Origin of the sequence: Metabacillus sp. 22489, from assembly GCF_052044855.1 — a bacterium.
Lineage (GTDB): Bacteria > Bacillota > Bacilli > Bacillales > Bacillaceae > Metabacillus > Metabacillus niabensis.
Genome location: NZ_JBQENT010000013.1, coordinates 18,819 through 43,281, shown reverse-complemented (window position 1 = coordinate 43,281; position 24,463 = coordinate 18,819). Strand labels below are relative to the sequence as shown.

Here is a 24,463-nt window from a genome sequence, read left to right as displayed (position 1 = left end):
CATGAGGATTTTTTTTATTCTTATTAATTTTAATAACAATCCTGATTTGAATAAAAAAATTACAGTCATATGAGAGGAGCTCCAATTTATGAAAATAAAAACAAAACTTATTCTAACGATATCAATTTTAATAGTTTCAATTATCGGTTTAGGAACTTTTTCTGTTTCAATTATTCAATCAACTATTAATGAAACGGAAAAATTAAAGGATCAAATGGAAATTCAAAAGCTTGTAAAACATGTCCAATATCGGCTTGCTGGTCTTTCAAATGATGAAAGAGCCTATATTATTACTGGTGATAGTCAATATACAGATGGAATGAAGGAGAAGGCTGACGATATAAGAAAGACGCTTGAAGACATCCAATTACTTATGATTGATGAAACACATTTACGGGCAATAGAAGATTTGCAGAAAAATTTCGCCGACTTTTGGGAAATCAATCAGCAAGTGATGTCGACCTATTTGTCTAATCCTGAACAAGCAAAGGAACTTCATTTTAACGAGGAAAGAACATTAAGAAAAGAAGTGCTAGATCCATCTGTTAATAACGTTGTTACAGAAATAGATGAAGATGTGAGTCATTTAATAGTAAAGAATGATGTGAATGCAAGTAGAAACAATACGATTCTTTTAGTGACAACGATTATTTCTTCGATTATTGGCATTCTTTTAAGCATGATGCTGCTAAAGTCAATTTTGTTACCATTAAGAACGATAAACAATCAATTAATGGATATTGCAAATGGAGAAGGAGATTTAACGAAAACGGTTAAGGTGAAAGGGAATAATGAATTCGGTCAACTTGCCAGCTCTTTTAATGCATTTGTTACTTCATTAAAGGAAATGATTATCCAAATTAGCATGTCCGCTAATCAGGTTGCAGCCTCATCAGAACAGCTTTCAGCAAGTGCTGAGCAATCAGAAGCAAGTGCTAAACAGGTTTCTTCATCGATGCAAATGATTGCAACTAGTAGCGAGCAGCAATATAACTTAACAGAGAACAGCTTACATTCTGTTAATCATTCGCTTGAACACTTAATGAAGGTAGCACAAACTACAAACGATGTAGCAGAAGTCTCAAATATAATGAATAAACGAGCAGAAAATGGTGCAAACCTTGTTTTACGGATGGAAGAGCAAATGCAATCGATTGATCAATCAGTTGATCGAGCAAATCATGGAGTGAGATCGTTTGCCCATCGTGCAGAGGAAATTAAAGGTATCTCAACACTTATTTCTGAAATCTCTGGACAAACAAATCTTTTAGCGTTAAATGCTGCGATTGAAGCCGCAAGAGCAGGGGAGCATGGTCAAGGCTTTGCGGTTGTCGCAGAAGAGGTAAGAAAATTAGCAGATGAAGCAAGTGAATCAGCAAATAAAATTCAAGACCTCGTAGTAACCATTCAAAAGGACTCAAATGAAACGGTAGCTAACATCGAATTAGTAAAAGAAAATGTAACATCAGGTCTATCGTATTCACAGCTTACTGTCCGGGAAATTAAAGATATTATCCTGTCAATTGAGCAAGTCACAGCGCAAATTCAAGAGGTAGCAGCAATGACACAACAAATTTCAACTGGATTTGAAGTTGTTCAGCATTCAATAGATGAGATGGCAAAAGGCTCAAAAGAAACGTTAGCTAGCACAGAGAGCGTTGCGACGGCAACTGAAGAACAATTAGCTTCAATTGAAGAAGTATCAAATGCTACAGCTTCCTTATCAAAGTTAGCTGAAGAGCTTGAAGCAATTGTAAGTCGATTTAAAGTGTAATTGCTAATAATTGAAGAGGTTGCTCAAAAACAAAGGTTCAGACCCCAAAAAGACAATATACAGACTAATGATGAGGTTAGTTTGCTATATATCGGTGTTTGTTGGAGGGGTCAGAACCTTTTTTAATTTTAACAATAAGACACTAATTACTCGCAAGCTATTCGAAAATACATCGTCTGTGTTTTAATCCCGAACAACGGACCACTAAACATTGATGCCATTTTTCCTCTCGTTAACAGTATGGAACCGGAATAATTCTCAACTTTTTCAAATATGATGAACTATCTTTATTGGAAAGAGGGGATTATGTATGAGGATAAATGAAAATCCTGTTACAAGGGAAAAACTTGCACATTATGCTGACTTGATGGTAAGGAAAAAGGAAATAGAAGCAGAATTAGATGAGCTTAAAAAGGACTTTAACGACTACTTTGATTCTTCGGTTGGAAAGCAAGGGAAAGGTGAAATCATTATTGGGGAATATAAATTACAAAGACAAATAAGAAAGACTGAGAAATACGCCCAAGAAGCAACGGTTACTAGACTTGAAGAGCTAAATTTACATGAGCTAATTCAAAAAAAGCCAGATGAGGGAAAAATAAAATCTGCTCTAAATTTAGGTTTATTAAAGAAAGAAGATTTAGATGGCTGTGTCAGCACAGTTTATTCACAGGCCATTTCAGTAAAACAAACTATTTCATAGTCTAAAATATACATAAACTGATAAAGGGGTGTTTTTTACAGGTATAACTGGCACAATTGAGACACCCCGTATTTTTATTCGTTTATTTACCCGATAAAATATTCCTTTAAAGCTTGCTGTAACGTTCCTAATGTTTTTGTTTTTTTATGGAAGGTAACACCTAAATGGACCATTTTACGTACAACTTCAGCACGTAAGCCAGTAATAACAGTATGGCAGCCCATCATTGCAGCACCATCAATCATTTTAGAAAAATAATCTATGACATCTGCTTCCATATCCCCAATTCCAGATAAATCAATAATTAATGTTTGAATTCGTAATTTTCCAATTTCTATTAATACCTTTTCCTCGAGGATTGAGATACGAAAAGAGTCAACAGAACCAATTAAAGGTAAAATACAAATACTCGGAGTAATGGGGATAATTGGAACTGACAAGTTTTCCACTAATTGTCTTTGCTCTAAAATCAATTTATCCTTATATGTAGAATAACTAATAAAAAATCCATTTAAAAACTGATCAATTCGATTGTTAATCAATTGTTCAAGGTGAAAAAAATCATTAATCTTTTTTTTATCTATACATAGCTCGTTAAATTTTTCGATGTAGTTCCAAAGCGTTCTTCGTATTGCTTGAACCCACTCTAATTTAAAGGTTAAGTCGATTGAATGGGTTGCCCATGCAATTCCTTCCTGCTTAGCAAAGGCTTTTACTTCATCTTCCTTTTCGTCGATAACATCAATAACTAGCTTTTGGGCATTATTAATAAGATTAATATTTCCAATTCTTAATATTTCATTGATTTTGTCTTTTACATTCACTGCTTCTAATAAAAGTGATTCTTTAAAATTCTCATTGTTTGCGATAATAAACTCCTTTAATTGATAGCTTTCGTGATACTTGAGCTTCAAACTGATTCCCCCTTTAACATGCCCATAGCTTTTTACCCCTTTTAGAAGGGGAATAAACCATTAATTGCATTGGTTTATGAAAAGAAAGTCATTTTTTGAGTGAAATAAAGCAGTAATGAAACAACATATTTGGTAAATGATTCTGATATTTTATCGGTTGTAGAAATTTTGAATGTAATAAAATAAAATGTTTTTAGGAAAGCCTGATTATGACAGCTCAAACTGAGGTTGTATCTCGAGCAGTTTCACTTATGGAGCAGATGGCATTATATAATTAAGTGTAAGTATTTCTTTGGTGAAGATGGCTAGCGACTGGTATCCTCCTTGCTTGGCAAATTCTTGGAGCATAAGCGGTTTCTACTAGGTTGCTAGTAGCTATGTTTCCATTATGAGCACGATTGATCGTTTTTAAGGATATAAACATTTTGTATTCACTAATGACTTTTTTCACTATTGCGCTTTTCTGGAGGAATAAATAGGTTTAAACCTATTGAAGTTTATGTTTATTCTTTAGTTGAAGAAAGAAATAAGAATAGTGGAATTCTTAAACGTCTATTATAGGTTTCAGGATGTTCAAAGTTTTCTCTCTTTGGTTTGGATTCTCTTAATAATTTTATTGAAAAGCCTGCCTTTTGTAATGAGGTAAAATAGTCTTCAATTGTTCGATGGTATTTGTAGACGGTCGTGCCTAGCCATTGTTGTTCACGAAATCCAGGAGAATAATAATGATCGACGATCCAATTTGTTCTTTGACCACTCTTTTGTAATGTTGAGGTGATAACGGGATGTTCGATTGAAAAAATGAACCTGCCACCTTTTTTAAGGGACTGATACACCTTTTCAAAGACATCATCAATATTCTCAATATAGTGAAGGACAAGCCTTGATACGACAAGATCGTATTGCTCCTTTGGTGGTTGCCAATTTTCAATTGTTGAATGGGTGAACTTTAAATTGTTAAATTCATTTAAATGTTTAAGAGCAGAAAGATACATATTTTCAGAGCCTTCAATACCGGTATAGCTTTTACAGCCACTTCTCAACAAATCTTTTCCAAAATCACCATTTCCACACCCCAAATCTAAAACATGATGCTTGGAACAAATACCTATCATCTCGAGAAAAATTGGTTTTTCAATCGTATCATTTGGATTATCCTTTGATAAACGTTTCTCCATATAATTTATAAAAAATTCATTGTTATCGTAATATCGTGAACCATCCTTCACCAAGTCAACGACCTCCTTAAGTATAAACTGTATTTATTTTACAGTGATTTAAGGTGAAATAATAGAAGAAATTTGGGGACAGTCCCCAAAACATTAATGGGGACAGTCCCCAAAAGACCAGCCACTCGCTGTAAACGAGGGAAAACACTATTTTTACCTAATCAAAGATAGACTTTTAGAGTCAAAATAGGAAAGATTAAAAGAGTGAGGGACAGTCCCCAAAGTATTTTTGGGGACTGTCCCCTCTTTCCTCTCATTGAGTTGACAATCCATATTGGATATGATATTAAAAGAATTAGATTAGCACTCGGTGAGGTCGAGTGCTAATGGTTATGTCCAGCTAATCATCATCTACTATATAAAAGGAGAGGTTATCATGGGGAAAAAGCAGTTTAAAGCTGAATCGAAACGGTTATTAGAAATGATGATTAATTCGATTTACTCACAAAAAGAAGTATTTTTAAGAGAGTTAATTTCTAATGCGAGTGATGCAATTGATAAAATTTATTACAAAGCATTAACAGATGACTCATTAACATTTGAAAAGGATAGTTACTACATAAAAGTGGCTGCAGACAAGGATAATCGTACATTAACGATTACAGATACAGGGATCGGGATGACGAAGGAAGAATTAGAGAACAACCTTGGTGTCATTGCGAAAAGCGGCTCATTATCATTTAAAAAAGAAAATGAAATTAAAGATGGTCATGATATCATTGGGCAATTTGGTGTAGGCTTTTACGCTGCATTTATGGTAGCAGATGTTGTAACTGTCATAAGTAAAGCGTTAGGAAGCGATGAAGCGTATAAATGGGAATCAACTGGTGCAGATGGATATACAATTGAACAAGCTGAAAAAGAAACAGTCGGGACAGAAATCACCTTGAAAATTAAGGAAAATACCGAAGAAGAGCAATATGATGAGTTTTTAGAGGAATACCGTTTAAAATCAATTATTAAAAAGTACTCTGACTTTATTCGCTACCCAATTAAAATGGATGTAAAGGGTCAACGTCCAAAAGAAGGCAGTGAAAATGAGCTTGAGGAATATGAAGAAGAACAAACGATTAATAGCATGGTCCCAATTTGGAGAAAAAATAAAAATGAACTGACAGACGAGGATTATGAGAACTTTTACAAAGAAAAGCATTACGGATTTGATAAACCACTTAAACATATCCATATTAGTGTTGATGGAACAATCCGTTATAATGCAATATTATATATTCCTGAGAAAATGCCTTTTGATTACTACTCTAAAGAATATGAAAAAGGCTTAGAGCTTTATTCAAATGGCGTTCTTATTATGAATAAATGTGCTGACCTCCTACCAGATTACTTTAGCTTTGTAAAAGGAATGGTAGATTCGGAGGATTTATCCCTTAATATTTCCCGTGAAATTCTTCAGCATGACCGTCAATTAAAGCTAATAGCGAAGAACATTAACAAAAAAATTAAAAGTGAATTAAAAAGCTTATTAAAAAATGAACGTGAAAAATATGAGGAATTCTATAAGTCTTTTGGCCGTCAATTAAAATATGGCGTCTACAGTGATTTTGGAACAAATAAAGAAGTGTTACAGGATTTACTAATGTTCTATTCTTCTAAAGAGAAAAAGATGGTTACATTAGATGAGTATGTTTCTAGAATGCCAGAGGACCAAAAATTCATTTACTATGCAGCAGGTGAGTCTATCGAGCGAATTGATAAGCTTCCACAAACAGAGCTTGTTGCAGACAAAGGCTATGAAATTCTCTACTTTACAGAAGATATCGATGAATTTGCGATCAAAATGATTATGAACTATAAAGAGAAGGAATTTAAATCAGTATCAAGTGGAGATTTAGGCATTGAAGCGGATGAAAATCAAGATAAAGCAGATGAAGTGAAAAACGAAAACAAAGAACTTTTTGACTATATGAAAAATGTTTTATCTGATAAGGTAAAGGATGTACGGGTCTCAAAACGCTTGAAAAATCATCCAGTCTGCTTAACTGCTGATGGAGAAGTAACAATTGAGATGGAAAAAATCTTAAATGCTATGCCTGATAATCAAAATGTAAAAGCAGAAAAGGTACTTGAAATTAATGCAAATCACGAAGTTTTCCAATCTTTACAATCTGCATTTGAAAATGATAAGGAAAAATTAGACCTATATACAAAGCTTTTATACAACCAAGCTTTACTAATTGAAGGCTTACCAATTCAAGACCCTGTTGAATTTACAAACGATATGTGTAAAGTTATGGTATAAAATTTTTGGGGACAGTCCCCACTAAACGATTGCATCGTTTTGGTGGGGACTGTCCCCTATTTCGTTGCAAGGTGAACGAAACGTTTCATACCTTCTTCGATTTGTCTTTCGTTCATATACGAATAGCTTAGCCGAATTGAGGAGGTGGATTGGTATGTTGGGTCACAATGCGAACCTGGGACGAAGGAGATGGACTCCTTTAGGCATTGAGAATATAGGTGCTCCGTATTTATATAGCTTGGTAGCTGTACCCACAAATTTAATCCACCTTTAGGACGTATCCACGACCACCCAGTATTAGCAAGCTCCTCTTCCATGATTTCTTTCCTTATTTGGAGGGCAATTCTTATCTTTTCGATATGCTGCTGTAAGCGTAATGATGAAAAATAATGCATAAAGATTTTCTGGTTTAATAATGGTGAGCCATTATCAGCCAACGATTTTGTTGTAAGAAGTGCTTGGAGTAAAGCAGCTGGGCAGATCATTGTCGCAATTCTTAATCCTGGAGAAATATATTTACAAAAGCTACGGATATAAAGGACAGTATTACCAGAATCATATGTATAAAGCGGTGGAGGAGGCTCTTCATCAAAATAAATATCATGGTAGGCATCATCCTCAACTAATAAACATCGGTAAGTCTCGGCCAACTCTACTAACTTTTTCCGCTGCCATGGAGGAATAGTATAGCCTGTTGGATTGTGAAACGTAGGATTGAGATAAAAAATCCGTGGCTTATATTGTTTCATGAACTGTTCGACTTGTTGTAAATGATATCCTTCTGGAGTAATGTCAATTGGGATGAGCTTTGCTCCATGTGCACGGAAGCAATCGATCGCTGCACTATAGCTCGGCCTTTCAATTAACACATAGTCTCTCGGCTTAATAAAGGTTTGGGCAACTAGCTGAATTCCTTGCTGTGAGCCAGAAATAATAAGTAACTGATCTGCTTCAACATATGTTTTATATTGCCCTACAAAATAGTCTGTTAACAGTTGTCTGAGCTCCTCATCACCTTGAACAGTAGAATAAGTAGAGAGAACCTTCGGATATAAATCAAAAACTTTTTTTACATAGTCTGATAGAAAATGATTTGGTAGCAGATTTGGATCTATTAGTGCCTGAGAAAAATTATAGATTACTTTTTCTTGATGAATAGCAGATAAGCGATTTTGTTGCTGAGGCAGTGATAGAATCGGTTTATGAATAGATGCTTTTTCATGTTCTTGTATGTCCCCTAATACATAGTAACCAGACTTATCCTTTACATATACGATTCCTTCCTTCTTAAGGAGCTGATATGCCTTTAATACTGTTAGTCGATTGACATTTAATTCAATTGCTAACTGCCGTACGGATGGAAGTTTTTCATCCTTTTTCCATTCTTTCCGCTCGATACGATGCACAACATAATCATAAATTTGTTTGAACAGAAAATCCCTACTTTGATGTAGTTTACTCATATATATGCCTCCAGTTCTAAGTAGATTGTAGCATGAATAAGTGAAATCTGGTCTGCTTATCTTCATCTGTTCTAGTTCCAATTCTTTATGATGGTTGAAAAGGAGGAGGAACAATGAACTTTGTTTACTATATTTTCATGTGTTTTATTTTTGGAACTACTTTTTTAGCGATTAAAATTGGTGTCGATGCAGGGATGCCCCCGTTTTTATCAGCTGGGCTTCGCTTTTTTTTAGCAGGACTTATCATTGCTAGCTTTCTAGTTTTGCAAAAGAAAGCATCAATTCGTATGTTGTTCGCAAAGGAAATGGTCATTACAGGGGTCTGTTTGACGTTTGGAACGTTTTCGACTTTATATTGGGCAGAACAGTATGTAAGCTCAGGGATTGCGGCTGTGTTGTCGGCAACAGGTCCAATGATGATTATCCTTATTCAAATGATATTTTTAAAGGAACAATCAGCAAAATATTCATTTATCGGCTGCTTTATTGGTTTAGCTGGAGTGATGTTATTAGTCTTTCCAACATTTTCTGTGGAGGCTAATATTACTTGGTGTATTGGGTGTTTAGCAATTATTTTCGGTGAAGTCTTTTACGCATCAGGAACAATTTATACGAAGCGTGTTGTTCAAAAGTATGAAGCAACATCACCGCTTGCCTTGAATGCTGCACAAATGATGAACGGAGGAATATTGTTACTACTTTTATCTATATTTACCGAGGAGATAAAGCTCGATTATGTTCAACCAGCTGCAGTTGGTTCGCTTCTCTATTTAATATTCGTCGGTTCAATGCTTGGACATAGCTTTTATTATGTTCTCGTCTCGCGAACGAATCCAATTTTCCCATCGACGTGGTTATATATTTCCCCGCTAATTGCACTAGGAGTTGGGGCATTGCTTTATGGCGAAGAGATATCGATTGTATCGATAATTGGTGCGTTTCTAATCTTGGCGGGAACCGTATTAGCAAATAAAAAAATGCTGTTAAAATTAATCAACAAAAAGATGGGAGTAACAGGTTAATAGCATTTCTTTCTAAGCATGAAAGAGGAAAAGGATTTCCTAAATGTGGTAGGATAAATAGGTGGAATATCATTTATAAAGGAGCTGGGATAAATGACGAAGCAAGTAAGAATTGGTAAAACAGATTTATATGTTAACCCGATTGGACTTGGCACAAATGCTGTTGGTGGACATAATCTTTATCCAAATCTTGATGAAGAAGTAGGTAAGGAGTTAGTTCGCACTGCTATTAACCATGGTGTGAACTTTTTGGATACAGCATTTATTTATGGACCTGGCAGATCTGAAGAGCTTGTTGGTGAGGTTATTAAAGAAACTGGGAAGCGAAATGAGTTAGTTATTGCAACAAAAGGGGCACATAAGCTTGATGGAGAAAATGTTATGTTTGATAATTCACCTGCATTTTTAAAGCAGTCAGTAGAGGAGAGCTTAAGAAGGCTGCAAACAGATTATCTTGATTTGTTCTATATCCATTTTCCTGATGAAAATACACCAAAGGCTGAAGCTGTAGGTGCATTAAAGCAATTAAAGGACGAAGGGAAAATTCGCGCAATCGGTGTATCGAACTTTTCTATTGAGCAGTTAAAAGAAGCAAATAAAGATGGCTATGTCGATGTTATTCAAGGGAATTACAATTTGATCCAGCGTGAAGCGGAGAAGGAGTTTCTTCCATACACGAAAGAGCATAACATATCCTTCATCCCTTATTTCCCATTAGCATCAGGCTTGCTAGCTGGAAAATATACAAAAGATACAACATTTAACGATTTACGTGCTAATATGCCTCATTTAAAAGGAGAAGAATTTGTCCTTAATTTAGAAAAGGTAGACAAGCTTCGTACACTCGCAGTTAAGAAAAACGCAGAGGTAGCTCATGTTGTTTTAGCCTGGTACTTAACGAGAGATTCAATCGATGTTCTAATTCCAGGAGCAAAGCGTGCTGAACAAGTAATTGATAATTTAAAAACATTACATATCCAATTAACGGAGGAAGAGATAAACAAAATCGATCAAATCTTTCGTTAAAAACGAGGGTGACTCATAAGGGTCTGATCCCTTCAACAAACACTTGCATATAGTATACTAACCTTTTCATTAGTCTATATATTGTGTTTGGAGGGGTCTGCTCCTTAGGTTTTGAGCCATCCTCGTTTTTTGTTTTTGTCGAAGCAACAATGCTTGTTGCTACTAATAATACATTTAGTAGGGATATGCTTTAGATGATGATGCTACAAGGTAATGTCTTATCTTTGCCAATTTCTTAGCTTTTTTAAATCCATCATTTTTTAAGAGATGATGGTGTGTTTAGAAGACATTCTTTTTATTTTTATGCCTTTTTTTAACTTTATAGCTGCTTATTTCTATATTTTATTCTTTTTACTTTGAACAAATAATTATGTATTGTACAGATAACAAAGAGTTAACTGTTTTTTTGAAATTTGATAAATGGGATTCATACTGAAAATTACTAGCTCAATAAACTCTATCATCGTAAAATGGTGGTAGAAACGTAAGCATGAGTTTAAAAGGAGTTGATGTTTATGGCAAATATAAAATTTGAAATAATTGAAAAGATAGGAACCGTCTCTGAAGGTGCAAAGGGCTGGAAGAAGGAATTGAATTTAATCAGTTGGAATGAGCGTGAACCAAAATATGATTTGCGAGATTGGGACGAAGCAAATGAAAAAATGGGCAAAGGCGTGACGTTAACGAAGGAAGAGCTGATTCGTTTAAAGGAAATTCTTGATGGACTTGACTTAGCTTAATGATTTAATAAAGGTTAATACGAATTAGGCAAATTATATATAAGGGAGGTTTGTGTATGGAATATAGTAGAATCACTAGCATACAAGATCCATTGTTTACCCAGATGCATCAACTAATGCAAGAGATTTTTCCGCCTGAAGAAGTATTAGAGTTCGAGTTATGGAAGGATCCGTTGGAGGATCCTGGAATTCATGTTTATGTGGCGGTTAACAATGACAAGGTTGTCGGTGCTACTGAATATCGCTATTATGAGGATTTTAATGTTGCGATGACAGATTTTACGATTATTGGAGTAGCAGGTCTTGGCGTGGGACCTTTTCTAGCGAATAAAAGATTAGAGGATTTACATAAGATGGCATCGTTGAATGGAAAGAAACTTGAAGGAATGTTTGCTGAAATCTATGATCCGTATCGTGTAGAGCATTACGAATTTGGTGGTATAAAGCCAATGGATCCTTATGTTCGTAGAGAGGTACTCGCACATCTTGGGTATAAACGTATTGATATACCATATGTTCATCCATCATGGAATAATGATGGTGAGCCCGTATCAGGTCTAGATTTATGCTATCTCCCATTTGATGAGAATAAGTCTAGCATTCAATCGAGTTTAGTTGTTGAGTTTTTAAAACGCTATTATTCAGTATTATCGAATAAGCCAGTATCGTGGTATCAGATGATTGAACAATTAGAGGCAAAGGATAAGGTTGCTCTAATACGTTTTTAAACAGGTTAAAAGAGAAGAGATGAAGCTTGTTTTTTCAAAACAGTTCAGCTTTTTGCGTTTAAATATAATGGAGAAAATACAATTAGGAGCTATATACGATCATTAGCGATTAATCGTAGGATTCGGATGAATGCATATTACTATCAATGCTTTCTAGCAGCTCTTTCCGTACGATATCTGTTTGTGAGCCTTTGCGAATTTTTTCAGCAATTTCTATTAACAATTTTATATCTGAAAAGGAGTATTTTCTTGTCCCAGAAGGTGAACGGTCTGGAAAAACTAATTTTTTTTGCTCATAATATCTAATTTGTCTTTCTGATAGCCCAGTCATTTCTTTGACAGTGCCCATCGTCATAATTTTTTTATGAATTAAATTGTTCATTTCCAAATTTTCCACCCCGCTTTTTATCGTTTGGCTTTGTTAGATTTTGTTTTGATCTTAGCTGGCTGTCTTGGAGCCTCGGCAAGATCTTGTAGGGTCTCCCTTTTCCACGCTTTTCTAAGCAGGAGTCCTATATATACGCTCCAATAACAAAATGCTTAATAATCAACTATAATCTTTAACATATCCAACAAAATGAGTTGTTCCTTCCTTATTTATCATAACAAAATAATATTGTTTTCTTTTATTTTGCCATTAAATAACTTTGAAATATATTAGATTGTTAGCAAAGTTAACGGATTTTTTTATTAACGATTTGTGTTGCTTTTTACAAACAATTATTGAGAAAAAATATAAATGAAAAGAGATGGGACGATGATAAAAACAATTCATGTTGTAGGTGCGGTAATCATTGATAATGGAAAAATACTATGCGCACAGCGTGGCCACGGTAAGATTTTACCGTTAAAGTGGGAGTTTCCAGGAGGGAAAATTGAAGAAGGAGAGTCGGTGGAAACAGCAATAAAGCGTGAAATTATGGAAGAAATGAAATGTAAAATCGATATAATTGAACAGATTGACTTTACTATTTATGAATATGATTTTGGGACGGTTCATTTGACAACCTTTCTCTGCAGCCTTGAAGAAGGAGCTCCTCTATTAACTGAACATAATGAAATAAAGTGGTTATTACCTAAGGAATTGAAAACATTAGATTGGGCACCGGCCGATTTACCAACTGTCGAGAAAATCGCGGCAATGGAATGATAATTAGATTTTTTGTATAAGTAAGCTGTTAAGGGAAAGATAGTAAGGTGTTTTTTAACACAGACTAACTACGATGTGGAGGGGTTGTTGTGATGAATATTCGTGAAGGAATGATTCCAACAGCTTTAGGTGCGGCTGTTACAGCGACTGGCTATACTTTAAAGCAAAGACGTGGTTCTAATAAAATGGTTGCAAATACAATATTCGGCTTCGGTTTAGCCCATATTGTACTGGGAGCTATAGACCTAGTCCAGCATCGTCGTTAGATTAAAAGAGTGAGTACTAATTGTACTCGCTCTTTTTGTTAATGTAAGTACCGTGCGAGTGTATGTTTCAATTGATGCAGCAAATACTAAAAGAAAGTGAAGTTAAAATTAAATTAGAAGGGAAGGAGCTCAAATTGACAGTAAAGGATCCTATTGTAATTGATGCAATTATTAATGGTGAAAAGATTAAAACAGAAAAACAAGCACCTCGTGAAAATCCCACATATCCAGATGAGGTTGTTGGGTACGCTCCGTTAAACACCCGAGAGGAAACAATTCGTGCAATTGATGCGGCATATGATGCATTCCCTGCTTGGGCAAAAACGTCTATTGATGAGCGGATTGAGCGAATGAAAAAGGCGATCCAAAAAGTAAAAGATGCTACCCCTGAAATTGCTGAATTGCTAACAAGAGAACATGGGAAGCCACTTTATGATTCAAAAGGAGAAATCGGCGTATCATTAATGTGGATGGAGTTTGCTTGTGAAAATGCAAAGGAAGTATTGAAAAGCGAAATTCATGAAAGTGAACTAGGAAAGACAATCATTGCTCGTGATGCGATAGGTGTTGTCGCTGCCATCACTCCATGGAATTATCCAATTTCTCTCTCTACGATAAAAATTGCCCCTGCTCTATTAGCTGGGAATACGATGGTTCTTAAACCTAGCCCATTAGCACCACTGGCTGTAAGTAAAATTGTTGAAATCGTTGCTAATGAATTCCCGAAAGGAGTTCTTAATCTCGTTCATGGGGAAGCAGATGTCGGAGTCGAGCTAACATCAAATCCAAAGATCGCTAAAATCGCCTTTACTGGTGGAACGAATACGGCAAAGCATATTATAAAAGCAGCTGCAGATACGATTAAGCATATGACGTTAGAATTAGGGGGAAATGATGCAGCGATCGTACTAGAGGATTTTAATGTAAATGATGAAAGAGCAATGCGTCGACTCGTCATTTCGAATTTCCTAACTGCAGGGCAAATATGTATGATTGCAAAAAGAGTTTATGTTCACCGCTCTATATATGATGAGTTTGTTGAAAAATATATTGAAGCAGCAAATAAGTGGATCCGTGTCGGGGATCCGTTTAGCGATGATGTGACAATTGGACCGGTTAATAATATGAAACAGGTTGAATTTGTCCAAAGCTTAATTGATGATGCAGAAAGAAAAGGAGCTAAGGTTATCAAATTAGGAAAAGTTTTAGATAAGGAGCTATATGAGAAGGGATATTTCATGCAGCCAACAGTTGTTTTAGGTGCAGACTATAAAGATCCGATTGTCGTTGAGGAGCAGTTTGGTCCGACTGTACCGATTTTACCGTTTGAGGATGACAAGCATGCGATTGAGTTAGCAAATGACAGCATTTATGGTCTAACAAGCTCTGTATGGGGAGATGAAGAGCATGCGTTAAAAGTAGCGAAGCATATTCAAGCAGGAACAACGATGATCAATACTGCAGCAGTTCAAGGACTTGATGTTAGATTCCCGTTTGGCGGGGTAAAACAATCTGGTATGGGTCGCGAATATGGAAAAGATGGACTGCTCATTTATACAGATACACATGTAATAAATATGCCGAAAAATCTGGATTTACCGTATATTCCAGAGTGATCCTTATTTAACTGTCTTCTGGTTATGAAAATGATGCCTGAGACAGTTATTAATTTTAAAAGTTCATTTCCAAAGTTTTATGTAGGGCTAACCTTTGAAAAGGTTGTTTGGGGTGAGCCTCCTACTTTGATGCGGCGGATAGGTTACTGTTGAGAGTAGATGCATTTACCGAGGAGTTTGAAAGCGGAGAGGGTTTGCTCATCAGCAACCACGCGGAAAGCGAATACTTGTGCTGAAATCAACAACGACTATTAATAAAATGCAACAAGTACATTTTTCTGTTTGTTGATTAAAAAGTGAGTAGCTTCCGGGACAAAATATTTTACAAAAATACAAAGAAGTTGCAGAATAGATTTGAGCTTCAAAGCTAGGAAATACATACAAAGATATTTCTAAGAAGAACAACATGATAGGAGATGAATTGCATGGAAAACAATGAAAAGAAAAAGCGAGAAATTCTTGAAGCATTTCAATTTAGACATGCAACAAAGACATTTGACCCAACGAAGAAAATATCTGATGAGGATTTTCAATTCATTCTAGAAGCGGGTAGACTTTCACCTAGCTCTGTCGGTTATGAGCCATGGAAATTTGTCGTTGTTCAAAATAAGCAATTGCGTGAAAAGCTCCGTGAGGTATCCTGGGGAGCACAGGGCCAGCTTCCAACTGCAAGTCATTTCGTTCTTATTTTAGCGAGAACGATGAAGGACACAAAGTACGACTCAGCATATGTTGAAAACTTAATGTTGAATGAGAAAAAAATACCTGCGGAAATATTTGATAAAATGAAAGTGCGATATAAAAGCTTCCAGGAAGATGATTTACACTTGCTTGATAATGAACGAACAATGCTGGATTGGGCTGGAAAGCAAACATATATTGCATTAGCTAATATGATGACTGTTGCTGCACAAATTGGCATTGACTCGTGTCCGATCGAAGGATTTGATTTTGATAAGGTACAAAAGATTTTAGATGAGGAAGGGTTACTTGAGGATGGCCATTTAGCTATTTCAGTTATGGTAGCATTTGGTTATCGTGCAAAGGAACCACGTCCAAAGACAAGACGTAAGCTAGAAGCTATCGTCCAGTGGATCAATTAATCGAAAAAAACCAAGTAGTCTATTTGTTTGACTACTTGGTTTTTTATCGTTGAAATTAGCGAATACTATAGGCAGCAGCAACTGGTTCTGGAGTTAGTGGTTTTCCACCTAATACGATTGAAGCTTCATTTGCCCAATATGGGTTTCGAAGCATGCCTCTACCAACAGCAACTAAATCAGCTTTTCCTTCACGGATCGCTTCTTCGCAAAGTTTAGGATCCTCCATTCTACCGACAGCAATTGTTGGGATATGTAAGGCTTCCTTCATTTCCTTAGCAAGGTTCAATTGATACCCTGGTCCGGAATTGCTTGGTCCTGAGTTGCTTTCTCCACCAGATGATACATGAATAATATCGACCCCGGCTTCATTGTAACGTTTTGCTAATTCAATGGCATAATCGACTCCATAACCATCCTCGGCATATTCAACAGCAGAAATTCTCATAATAAGTGGCATTGATTCAGGCATTACTCGACGTGCAGCTTGAATGATTTCAACACCAAAAAGCGCTTTATCTTCACCATATTTATCAGTACGTTTATTCGTTAGTGGTGATTGAAATTGATGGATTAGATAACCGTGTGCTCCATGAATTTCGATTGTATCGACCCCAGCTTTAACTGCACGTTCAAATGCTGCTTCAAACTTTTTCACCATCTCCTCGACTTCTTCAGTTGAGAGCTCGCGTGGCTTTTTGTACTGGTCAGAGAATTGAATTGCAGACGAAGAGACGGGTACTTCAGCATCCTCTGCTTTTCTGCCTGCATGGGCAATTTGGATGCCAACCTTTGCTCCATAGCTTTGACAAGATTCAATAATACGTTTAAATGCCGGAATTTGCTCGTCAGACCATAAACCTAAATCATAATCGGAAATTCTTCCAGCTGGTTCAACGTCTGTCATTTCCATAATAATAAGTCCAGCACCACCAACAGCACGACTAGTGTAATGGGTAAAATGCCAATCGTTTGGTATTCCATCCTTTGCTTTAACTGAATATTGGCACATAGGCGGCATAACTATGCGATTCTTAAGCTTTAGCCCTTTTAATTCAAATTCATCTAATAATGAAGGCAAGATAATCTTCCTTTCCAATTGGTTTTTTATTAATGTACAGTGAAGTTTTACACCCAGAAAGGATGTTAAGTCAAATGATTCGACTTCCACCTTTTAGTATGTCCTGTTGTTTGCCTATTGATTTGGTCAAATGGAAACTTAATTTCGTGATTTGTTTTTAAATTGAAAAGAGGCTTCACTTGCATTTTTGAGATTCAAAATCTAATCGATAGTTTCCTTTTTTGATGATATAATATTTTGATAAATCTTAAAAATTTCTAGAATAATAAATTTTTTGATTATTCCCATATATTAATAGTTTAAATGACTAAAACCTACTTGACTTATAGGAATAATATAGTACGATAAAACTAACTATTTTTTCACTTTATGTGAAATGACGAAATTTGTAGGATGAGCCATTTTTATGGCTTACATAGTCTTATATTCCTTGTGAGGTGGATATCGTTGCAACTTCAGGTATTAAACAGTCCTTTTAATCAGGAGCAGGCAGAGCTTCTAAATCGTCTTCTGCCAACCTTAACAGAATCCCAAAAGGTTTGGCTAAGTGGATATTTGGCAGCTTCTCAATCTGTTTCTGCTACAGCTACATCAGATGTTCAAGCATCTGCAACAGGGACAGTACAAACTGCGGCACAACCAGTATCAAAAGAAGTAACTATTTTATTTGGTTCTCAAACAGGTAATGCACAAAATATCGCGAAAAATGCTGGGAAGACGCTTGAAGGTCAAGGTTTTCAAGTAACTGTCTCATCAATGAGTGATTTTAAACCAAATAGTTTGAAAAAAGTGAAAAATTTACTTATCGTTGTAAGTACACATGGTGAGGGTGATCCTCCAGATAACGCTATTTCCTTCCATGAGTTTATACACGGTAAACGTGCACCAAAGCTTGATGACTTACGTTATTCTGTTTTATCACTTGGCGATAGCTCTTATGAGTTTTTCTGTCAAACGGGTAAGGATTTTGATAAGCGTTTGGAAGAGCTTGGCGGAAAGCGCCTTTATGACCGTGTTGATTGTGACCTTGACTTTGATGAGCCAGCAGCAGAGTGGCTTAATGGAGTTCTTAGTAGCTTAAATCAGTCAACAGGAGAAAATGCACAGCCACAAGCTACAGCCCAAGCAGCTCCTCAAGCGGGAGAATCTGTTTATTCACGTTCTAATCCATTTAAAGCAGAGGTACTTGAAAACATAAATTTAAATGGCAAAGGGTCAAATAAAGAAACGCGTCATCTTGAAATTTCTCTTGAAGGCTCAGGATTAACGTATCAGCCAGGAGATAGTTTAGGTATTTATCCAGAAAATGATCCGGAATTGGTTGATGCGCTTCTTAAAGAATTAAAGTGGAATCCAGATGAAAATGTAATAGTTAATAAACAAGGTGAAACTCGTTCCCTTTATGAAGCACTTCGCACATATTTTGAAGTGACAGTCTTAACAAAACCACTTCTTCAACAGGCAGCAGAGCTTTCAAAGAATAATGAATTACAAACATTAGTATCTAAAGGAAACGAAGATAAATTAAAAGAATATATTGATGGTCGGGATTTATTAGATTTAGTTCGCGATTTTGGTCCATGGGACGTTACACCGCAAGTATTTATCTCAATTTTACGAAAAATGCCGTCTCGTCTCTACTCAATTTCTAGCAGTCTATTAGCAAATCCCGATGAAGTGCATTTAACGATAGGTACTGTTAGGTATGAGTCACATGGTCGGAAGCGTAAAGGTGTATGCTCAATACAAGCAGCTGAACGTCTTGAACCAGGTGATACGATTCCTGTTTATATTCAGCATAATGATAACTTTAAGCTACCTGAAAATCCTGATACACCAATTATTATGGTTGGACCAGGTACTGGTGTAGCGCCTTTCCGTTCATTTATGCAGGAAAGGGAAGAAACCGGTGCTGAAGGGAAGTCATGGTTGTTCTTCGGAGACCAGCATTTTGTCACGGATTTCCTTTATCAGACAGAGTGGCAAAGATGGGTGAAGGATGGCGTTCTTACGAAGATGGATGTAGCGTTTTCTCGTGACACAGAGGCAAAGGTTTATGTTCAGCATCGTATGCAGGAACATAGTAAGGAATTATTTGAATGGCTTCAAGAGGGTGCTGTTGTGTATATTTGCGGTGATGAGAAAAACATGGCACACGATGTTCACAATACACTTATTGATATTATTGAAAAAGAAGGTAAGATGAGTCGCGAAAAAGCGGAAGCGTACCTTGCGGATATGCAGCAGCAAAAACGTTATCAACGTGACGTATATTGATTTTAGACCTGAAAGGAGTTTAATCAACATGGGGAATCAAATCTTAAAAGCGCCAGAAGGCAAGCCGAGTGATGTTGAGCGCATAAAAGAAGAAAGTAATTATTTGCGCGGCACCCTTAAAGAATCAATGCTTGAACCTCTAAGCGCAGGAATTTCAGATGATGATAACCGTTTAATGAAATTCCACGGGAGTTATTTGCAAGATGACCGGGACCTTCGTAACGAACGTCAAAAACAAAAATTAGAGCCAGCTTATCAGTTCATGCTTCGGGTTCGGATGCCAGGTGGTGTTGCAACACCTGATCAATGGCTAGTGATGGATGAACTTGCAGATAAGTACGGGAATGGTACGTTAAAGCTTACAACTCGTCAAACGTTCCAAATGCATGGGATATTAAAATGGAATATGAAAAAGACGATTCAGGCGATTCATGCATCATTATTGGATACGATTGCTGCTTGTGGTGACGTAAACAGAAACGTTATGTGTAACCCAAATCCTTATAAATCTGATGTTCATTTAGAAGTATACGAATGGGCAAAGAAATTGAGTAACGATCTGTTACCACGAACTAGAGCATATCATGAGCTTTGGCTTGACGAAGAAAAAGTGGCGAGTACTCCAGATGTAGAAGTAGAGCCAATGTATGGACCACTTTATTTACCACGTAAATTTAAAATTGGTATCGCTGTGCCACCATCTAATGATATTGATGTTTATTCCCAAGATCTTGGCTTAATTGCAATAGTTGAAGATGGAAAATTAATCGGCTTCAACGTAGCAATCGGTGGCGGTATGGGGATGACACACGGAGATAAAGCAACATATCCACAGCTTGCGAAAGTAATTGGTTTCTGTAAACCTGAGCAAATCTATGATGTTGCAGAAAAAACGATTACGATTCAGCGTGATTATGGAAATCGTTCGGTTCGTAAAAATGCTCGTTTCAAATATACAGTTGATCGACTTGGTCTAGAAACAGTGAAAGAAGAGTTAGAAAACCGCCTTGGCTGGAAGCTTGAAGAAGCAAAGCCATTCCATTTTGATAGCAATGGCGATCGTTATGGCTGGGAAAAAGGGCTTAATGGAAAATGGCATTTTACATTATTTGTTCAAGGTGGGCGTGTTGCTGACTATGACGGATATAAGTTAAAAACAGGCTTGCGTGAAATTGCTAAAATCCATAAAGGGGATATTCGATTAACTGCTAACCAAAACCTTATTATTGCCAATGTTTCAGCTCAGAAAAAGAAAAAAATTATTGAATTAATTGAGCAGTATGGTTTAACAGATGGTGCACATTATTCTGCTCTTCGCCGTAGCTCAATGTCATGTGTAGCACTTCCGACATGTGGGTTAGCAATGGCAGAAGCAGAACGTTATTTACCTCAGCTTATCGAAAAGGTAGAAGAAATTATTGATGAAAATGGTTTACGTGAAGAGGAAATTACAATTCGGATGACAGGCTGTCCTAACGGGTGTGCACGTCCTGCCCTTGGTGAAATTGCCTTTATTGGTAAATCAGTCGGAAAATATAATATGTACCTTGGAGCAGCATTTGACGGAAGCCGTCTAAATAAAATCTACCGTGAAAATATCGGTGAAGAAGATATTTTAAGTGAATTACGTGTTCTCCTTTCTCGTTATGCAAAAGAACGTGAAGATGGTGAGCATTTCGGTGACTTTGTTATTCGTGCTGGAATCATTAAAGCAACAACAGATGGAACAAATTACCACGATTAATAATAAATTGTAGAAGTAACTTAACCTGCTATAGCTCCTTTTCCCTTAGGGAGATTTGGGGCTATAGCTAGATATTAAAGAACAATGACAAAATACTTAGATTTTACTTTGTAAACCATAATGAATGGTGTCGTGAAAGCTATTTCATCATACCTCATTTTTGGGTTGACATTTCCCGTATACATGTTATAAATAAAATAAACCGTTTTATAAAAATAATGGATTGTTACTGTTCGGCAGGCAAAACCTAAATTTGTGATAGAATATTGATATTGTCAGTATTCTATTTCAAGTTTAGGTTTTTATTTTTATTATATAATTAGTCTTATCCTAATGGGTGTAAATCCCCAAACAATTAAAATAATGGTACAAGGGCTGAGTGAAATGAAAATTAGTAAAGTGTTCAATAATAATGTTGTTTTAACTGAAAATGAACATAATCAGGAATTAGTTGTTATGGGAAGAGGGCTTGCTTTTCAAAAAAAGATTGGAGACGAGATTGAGCCTGATAAAATTGAGAAAAAATTTGTACTTGAAAATCAAGGCATATCTGACAAGCTTGCGGAATTACTTGTTGATACTCCGGAATTGTACTTAGAAATTTCATATAAGATTTTAAATTATGCCAAATCGCAATTATCTTATAAAATTGATGATTACTTGTATGTAGCATTAACAGATCATTTAAGCTTTGCAATAAGTCGACATAAGCAAGGGATTGATTTAAAAAATGCATTGCTTTGGGAAATCCGCAAATATTATAAGGAAGAATATCAAGTTGCATTAAAAGCCCTCGACATCATTGAAGAAGAAACAGGAGTAAGACTTGGTGAGGATGAAGCGGGTTCCATTGCCTTACACTTAGTCAATAGCCAGTTAACTGGTGAAAATATGGAAGCTGCTGTTCAAGTAACGAAAATGGTTGATAGTATTTTAAGTATTGTAAAGTATCATTTTCAAATGGACTTGGATGAGGATTCAATTAACTATGAACGATTTCTAACACATCTTCGTTTCTTTGCTTTACGATTTATCCGAAAGGAAAGGTTTCAAGATAATTCCGATGATTTTTTATATGAACAGGTGAAGCGGAAATATTTGCAAGCGTTTCAATGTAGTCAAAAAATTGCCATGTTTGTTGAAAAGAAATATAATTGGAAAATTACTACTGATGAGATCATTTATTTAACATTGCATATTCATCGTGTTACGCAAAGACATGAGTGGAATCAACAAAATTCATAAGTACTTATTATGTTTAAAAATAATTAGGAAAAGCCTAAATATCTCAAGGACTTAAAGAGTTGTTAAATCGTAAAATCTTTTTGCAATTCCGCTTTTATGTCCTGGGAAATTTAGGCTTTTATTTGGCTTAGAAGTGTAAATGAATTGACTATTATTCTATACACTTCCACTTTCCTTTTTTTCATTGTATTCTAATTATAAGGGACTATTAACCCAATTAGGGGGATCGCCAAATGGATCATTCCAAATTAGCAAAGGAAATTTTAACTCTTGTTGGTGGTGAACAAAATGTAACCGCTCTAGTTCACTGTACAACAAGGCTACGTTTTAAACTTAAAAATAGAGAAAAAGCAAATAAAGCTATGCTTAAGAAACTTCCAAATGTTATTCAAGTCATGGAAATGGCTGGACAATTTCAAATTGTCATCGGACCAGATGTTAATGAGGTCTATCGTGAAATAATGATGGCAACAAACCTTGATGATGTAAAAGAAGAGGAAGCACAAGATGAAGATAAGGAGAGTTTTTTTAATCGTGCAATAGATGTTATTTCAAGCATTTTTACCCCTTTATTAGGGGCAATGGCAGGTGTCGGTATATTAAAGGGCTTGCTTATTTTAGCAGTTGACTTTGGTTGGATAGTGAAAGAGGAAGGTACGTATCAAATATTGCACGCTGCAGCAGATAGTTTGTTTTATTTTATGCCAATCTTGCTTGCGATTACATCGGCACGAAAATTTCGAACGGATCCATATATATCTGTCGTAATTGCTGGTGCCTTATTGTATCCGGATTTAATTGAAATTTATAATGAAGGATTGGATATTACATTTTTGGGGCTACCGATTTTTTTAACAAACTATTCAACCTCTGTGATTCCGATAATCATAGCTGTTTATGTTATGTCAAAAATTCAGCCAATTATTAATAAATGGTTTCATTCTTCAATTAGAACGTTTTTCACACCATTATTTTTAATCGCGACAATGGTACCGTTAACTTTATTAGTTTTTGGACCTTTTGGCACGATTGTTAGCAAATGGCTAGGAATTGGTTATTCATTTTTGTATGAAGGCAGTCCATTTATAGCAGGTGCAATCGTCGGCTTTTTCTGGCAAATTCTTGTTATTTTTGGTCTTCATTGGGGTCTTGTACCAATTGCAGTAAATAATCTATCTCAATTTGGTTTAGACACATTTGCTGCGATGCTTACACCTGCAATTTTTGCTCAGGCTGGATCAACCTTAGGAGTTTGGCTGAAAACGCGGAATAAGCAAGTGAAGGCTATTTCAGGTCCAGCTACATTTGCAGGGGTTCTAGGCATTACAGAACCAGCTATATATGGGATTACGTTACGTTTTAAAAAGCCGTTTATAATCGGGTGTATCGGTGGAGCAGTCGGTGGGGCAATCGTCGGAGTTTCTGGTGCTGCAGCTAATTCAGTAGCAGTTCCTGGACTTACGACCTTACCAGTTTATTTCGGACAAGGCTTTCCATTATTTATTATTGCGATTATCATTGCTGTTTGCATGGCAGCTATAGGAACATTTTTATTTGGTTATAGGGATGAAGAAGAAGATGATGAGATAGTACCTTCATCTAAAGCAGAGCATCCAGCAATCGAGGATTCAATCATATATAGTCCTTTAGCAGGAGCAGTTATTCCTTTAGAACAAGTTGAAGATGAAGTGTTTTCTTCTGGTGCGATTGGAGGTGGTGTGGCAATTATTCCGACTGAAGGGAAGTTGTTTTCTCCAGTAAACGGCGTCGTTACATCCATTTTTCCGTCTAATCACGCGTTTGGAATTACCTCTGATGCAGGGATTGAAATTCTTATTCATATTGGGATGAATACTGTACAACTAGGTGGAAAGGATTTTGATGTACAAATAAATAAAGGTGATAAAATTACAAAGGGCCAATTACTGGCTACCTTTGATATTATGGGCATTGTCCATGCCGGATGTTCGATTACAACACCAATTGTGATCACCAATTCAATGGAATATCTTGATGTGATAAGTAGTGAAGCAGAAAATGTTGAAGTAGGGGAGCGTTTGATTACGATAGTAAAATAGTAAAAGACCAATTTAGTGACAATCTTCATTGTGATAACGAGATTGTCACT

20 protein-coding genes are annotated in these 24,463 nt (G+C 36.1%); 15 read left to right on the top strand and 5 right to left on the bottom strand.

Features of this window, described 5'->3' with window-relative positions:
* Positions 1–88: 88 nt before the first annotated feature.
* Together ACTJJ9_RS10055 and ACTJJ9_RS10050 are read left to right on the top strand one after the other, a co-directional pair.
* The gene (locus tag ACTJJ9_RS10055; RefSeq protein WP_095302455.1) at positions 89–1,774 is read left to right on the top strand and encodes a methyl-accepting chemotaxis protein; all 1,686 of its coding nucleotides are present in this window, start codon (positions 89–91) and stop codon (positions 1,772–1,774) included.
* Positions 1,775–2,084: 310 nt separating this feature from the next.
* Positions 2,085–2,477, top strand: coding sequence for a hypothetical protein (locus ACTJJ9_RS10050; protein WP_145581900.1), 393 nt, complete (start codon positions 2,085–2,087; stop codon positions 2,475–2,477).
* Positions 2,478–2,563: 86 nt separating this feature from the next.
* Here ACTJJ9_RS10050 and ACTJJ9_RS10045 read toward each other — a convergent pair whose 3' ends face one another.
* On the bottom strand, positions 2,564–3,391 hold the full coding sequence (locus ACTJJ9_RS10045; RefSeq protein WP_095302457.1) for an STAS domain-containing protein: 828 nt from the start codon (positions 3,389–3,391) through the stop codon (positions 2,564–2,566).
* Positions 3,392–3,894: 503 nt separating this feature from the next.
* Entirely contained in the window at positions 3,895–4,569 is a 675-nt protein-coding gene (locus ACTJJ9_RS10040; protein ID WP_145581933.1) for a class I SAM-dependent methyltransferase, read from the bottom strand.
* Between the two features lie 427 nt (positions 4,570–4,996).
* On the opposite strand from ACTJJ9_RS10040, the gene htpG reads away from it, so the two are divergent.
* Positions 4,997–6,877, top strand: coding sequence for a molecular chaperone HtpG (gene htpG / locus ACTJJ9_RS10035; RefSeq protein WP_145581898.1), 1,881 nt, complete (start codon positions 4,997–4,999; stop codon positions 6,875–6,877).
* A gap of 56 nt (positions 6,878–6,933) precedes the next feature.
* On the opposite strand, the gene ACTJJ9_RS10030 is transcribed toward htpG, so the two are convergent.
* Entirely contained in the window at positions 6,934–8,340 is a 1,407-nt protein-coding gene (locus ACTJJ9_RS10030) for an aminotransferase-like domain-containing protein (RefSeq protein WP_145581896.1), read from the bottom strand.
* A gap of 113 nt (positions 8,341–8,453) precedes the next feature.
* Between ACTJJ9_RS10030 and ACTJJ9_RS10025 the strand changes: the two genes are divergently transcribed.
* The 4 genes from ACTJJ9_RS10025 (at position 8,454) to ACTJJ9_RS10010 (ending at position 11,856) form a co-directional block, all read left to right on the top strand.
* The gene (locus tag ACTJJ9_RS10025) at positions 8,454–9,362 is read left to right on the top strand and encodes an EamA family transporter (RefSeq protein ID WP_145581894.1); all 909 of its coding nucleotides are present in this window, start codon (positions 8,454–8,456) and stop codon (positions 9,360–9,362) included.
* Positions 9,363–9,455: 93 nt separating this feature from the next.
* Positions 9,456–10,388 (top strand): aldo/keto reductase, encoded by a 933-nt coding sequence (locus ACTJJ9_RS10020; protein ID WP_145581892.1) that lies wholly within the window; start codon positions 9,456–9,458, stop codon positions 10,386–10,388.
* A gap of 515 nt (positions 10,389–10,903) precedes the next feature.
* Positions 10,904–11,128 carry a PC4/YdbC family ssDNA-binding protein gene (locus ACTJJ9_RS10015; protein ID WP_145581890.1) on the top strand — a complete coding sequence of 75 codons (225 nt, stop codon included), beginning with the start codon at positions 10,904–10,906 and terminating at the stop codon, positions 11,126–11,128.
* A gap of 56 nt (positions 11,129–11,184) precedes the next feature.
* On the top strand, positions 11,185–11,856 hold the full coding sequence (locus ACTJJ9_RS10010; protein WP_145581888.1) for a GNAT family N-acetyltransferase: 672 nt from the start codon (positions 11,185–11,187) through the stop codon (positions 11,854–11,856).
* A gap of 109 nt (positions 11,857–11,965) precedes the next feature.
* Here ACTJJ9_RS10010 and ACTJJ9_RS10005 read toward each other — a convergent pair whose 3' ends face one another.
* Complete coding sequence (locus ACTJJ9_RS10005; protein ID WP_095302465.1) at positions 11,966–12,238, bottom strand: MerR family transcriptional regulator; 273 nt, start codon at positions 12,236–12,238, stop codon at positions 11,966–11,968.
* Between the two features lie 375 nt (positions 12,239–12,613).
* On the opposite strand from ACTJJ9_RS10005, the gene ACTJJ9_RS10000 reads away from it, so the two are divergent.
* From ACTJJ9_RS10000 to ACTJJ9_RS09985, 4 genes are all read left to right on the top strand, one after another.
* Positions 12,614–13,006 (top strand): (deoxy)nucleoside triphosphate pyrophosphohydrolase, encoded by a 393-nt coding sequence (locus tag ACTJJ9_RS10000; RefSeq protein ID WP_145581886.1) that lies wholly within the window; start codon positions 12,614–12,616, stop codon positions 13,004–13,006.
* Positions 13,007–13,098: 92 nt separating this feature from the next.
* Complete coding sequence (locus tag ACTJJ9_RS09995) at positions 13,099–13,272, top strand: asparagine synthase (RefSeq protein ID WP_095302463.1); 174 nt, start codon at positions 13,099–13,101, stop codon at positions 13,270–13,272.
* 134 nt (positions 13,273–13,406) lie between these two features.
* A complete protein-coding gene (locus ACTJJ9_RS09990) occupies positions 13,407–14,888 on the top strand; it encodes an aldehyde dehydrogenase family protein (protein ID WP_440768649.1) in 1,482 nt (493 codons plus the stop codon).
* A 425-nt stretch (positions 14,889–15,313) separates the two neighbouring features.
* Positions 15,314–15,991 carry an NAD(P)H-dependent oxidoreductase gene (locus tag ACTJJ9_RS09985; RefSeq protein ID WP_095302070.1) on the top strand — a complete coding sequence of 226 codons (678 nt, stop codon included), beginning with the start codon at positions 15,314–15,316 and terminating at the stop codon, positions 15,989–15,991.
* Positions 15,992–16,046: 55 nt separating this feature from the next.
* Here ACTJJ9_RS09985 and ACTJJ9_RS09980 read toward each other — a convergent pair whose 3' ends face one another.
* Positions 16,047–17,069, bottom strand: coding sequence for an NADH:flavin oxidoreductase/NADH oxidase (locus ACTJJ9_RS09980; RefSeq protein WP_095302071.1), 1,023 nt, complete (start codon positions 17,067–17,069; stop codon positions 16,047–16,049).
* A gap of 447 nt (positions 17,070–17,516) precedes the next feature.
* Here ACTJJ9_RS09980 and ACTJJ9_RS09975 point away from each other — a divergent pair, with 447 nt between their 5' ends.
* From ACTJJ9_RS09975 to ACTJJ9_RS09960, 4 genes are all read left to right on the top strand, one after another.
* Positions 17,517–19,346, top strand: a complete 1,830-nt coding sequence (locus tag ACTJJ9_RS09975; protein ID WP_145581881.1) for an assimilatory sulfite reductase (NADPH) flavoprotein subunit — start codon at positions 17,517–17,519, stop codon at positions 19,344–19,346.
* A 28-nt stretch (positions 19,347–19,374) separates the two neighbouring features.
* On the top strand, positions 19,375–21,090 hold the full coding sequence (gene cysI / locus ACTJJ9_RS09970) for an assimilatory sulfite reductase (NADPH) hemoprotein subunit (RefSeq protein WP_145581879.1): 1,716 nt from the start codon (positions 19,375–19,377) through the stop codon (positions 21,088–21,090).
* A 384-nt stretch (positions 21,091–21,474) separates the two neighbouring features.
* On the top strand, positions 21,475–22,335 hold the full coding sequence (gene licT / locus ACTJJ9_RS09965) for a BglG family transcription antiterminator LicT (protein WP_095302075.1): 861 nt from the start codon (positions 21,475–21,477) through the stop codon (positions 22,333–22,335).
* 233 nt (positions 22,336–22,568) lie between these two features.
* Positions 22,569–24,413: a beta-glucoside-specific PTS transporter subunit IIABC gene (locus ACTJJ9_RS09960; protein ID WP_145581877.1), complete on the top strand. Its 1,845-nt coding sequence runs from the start codon at positions 22,569–22,571 to the stop codon at positions 24,411–24,413.
* Positions 24,414–24,463 lie beyond the last annotated feature (50 nt).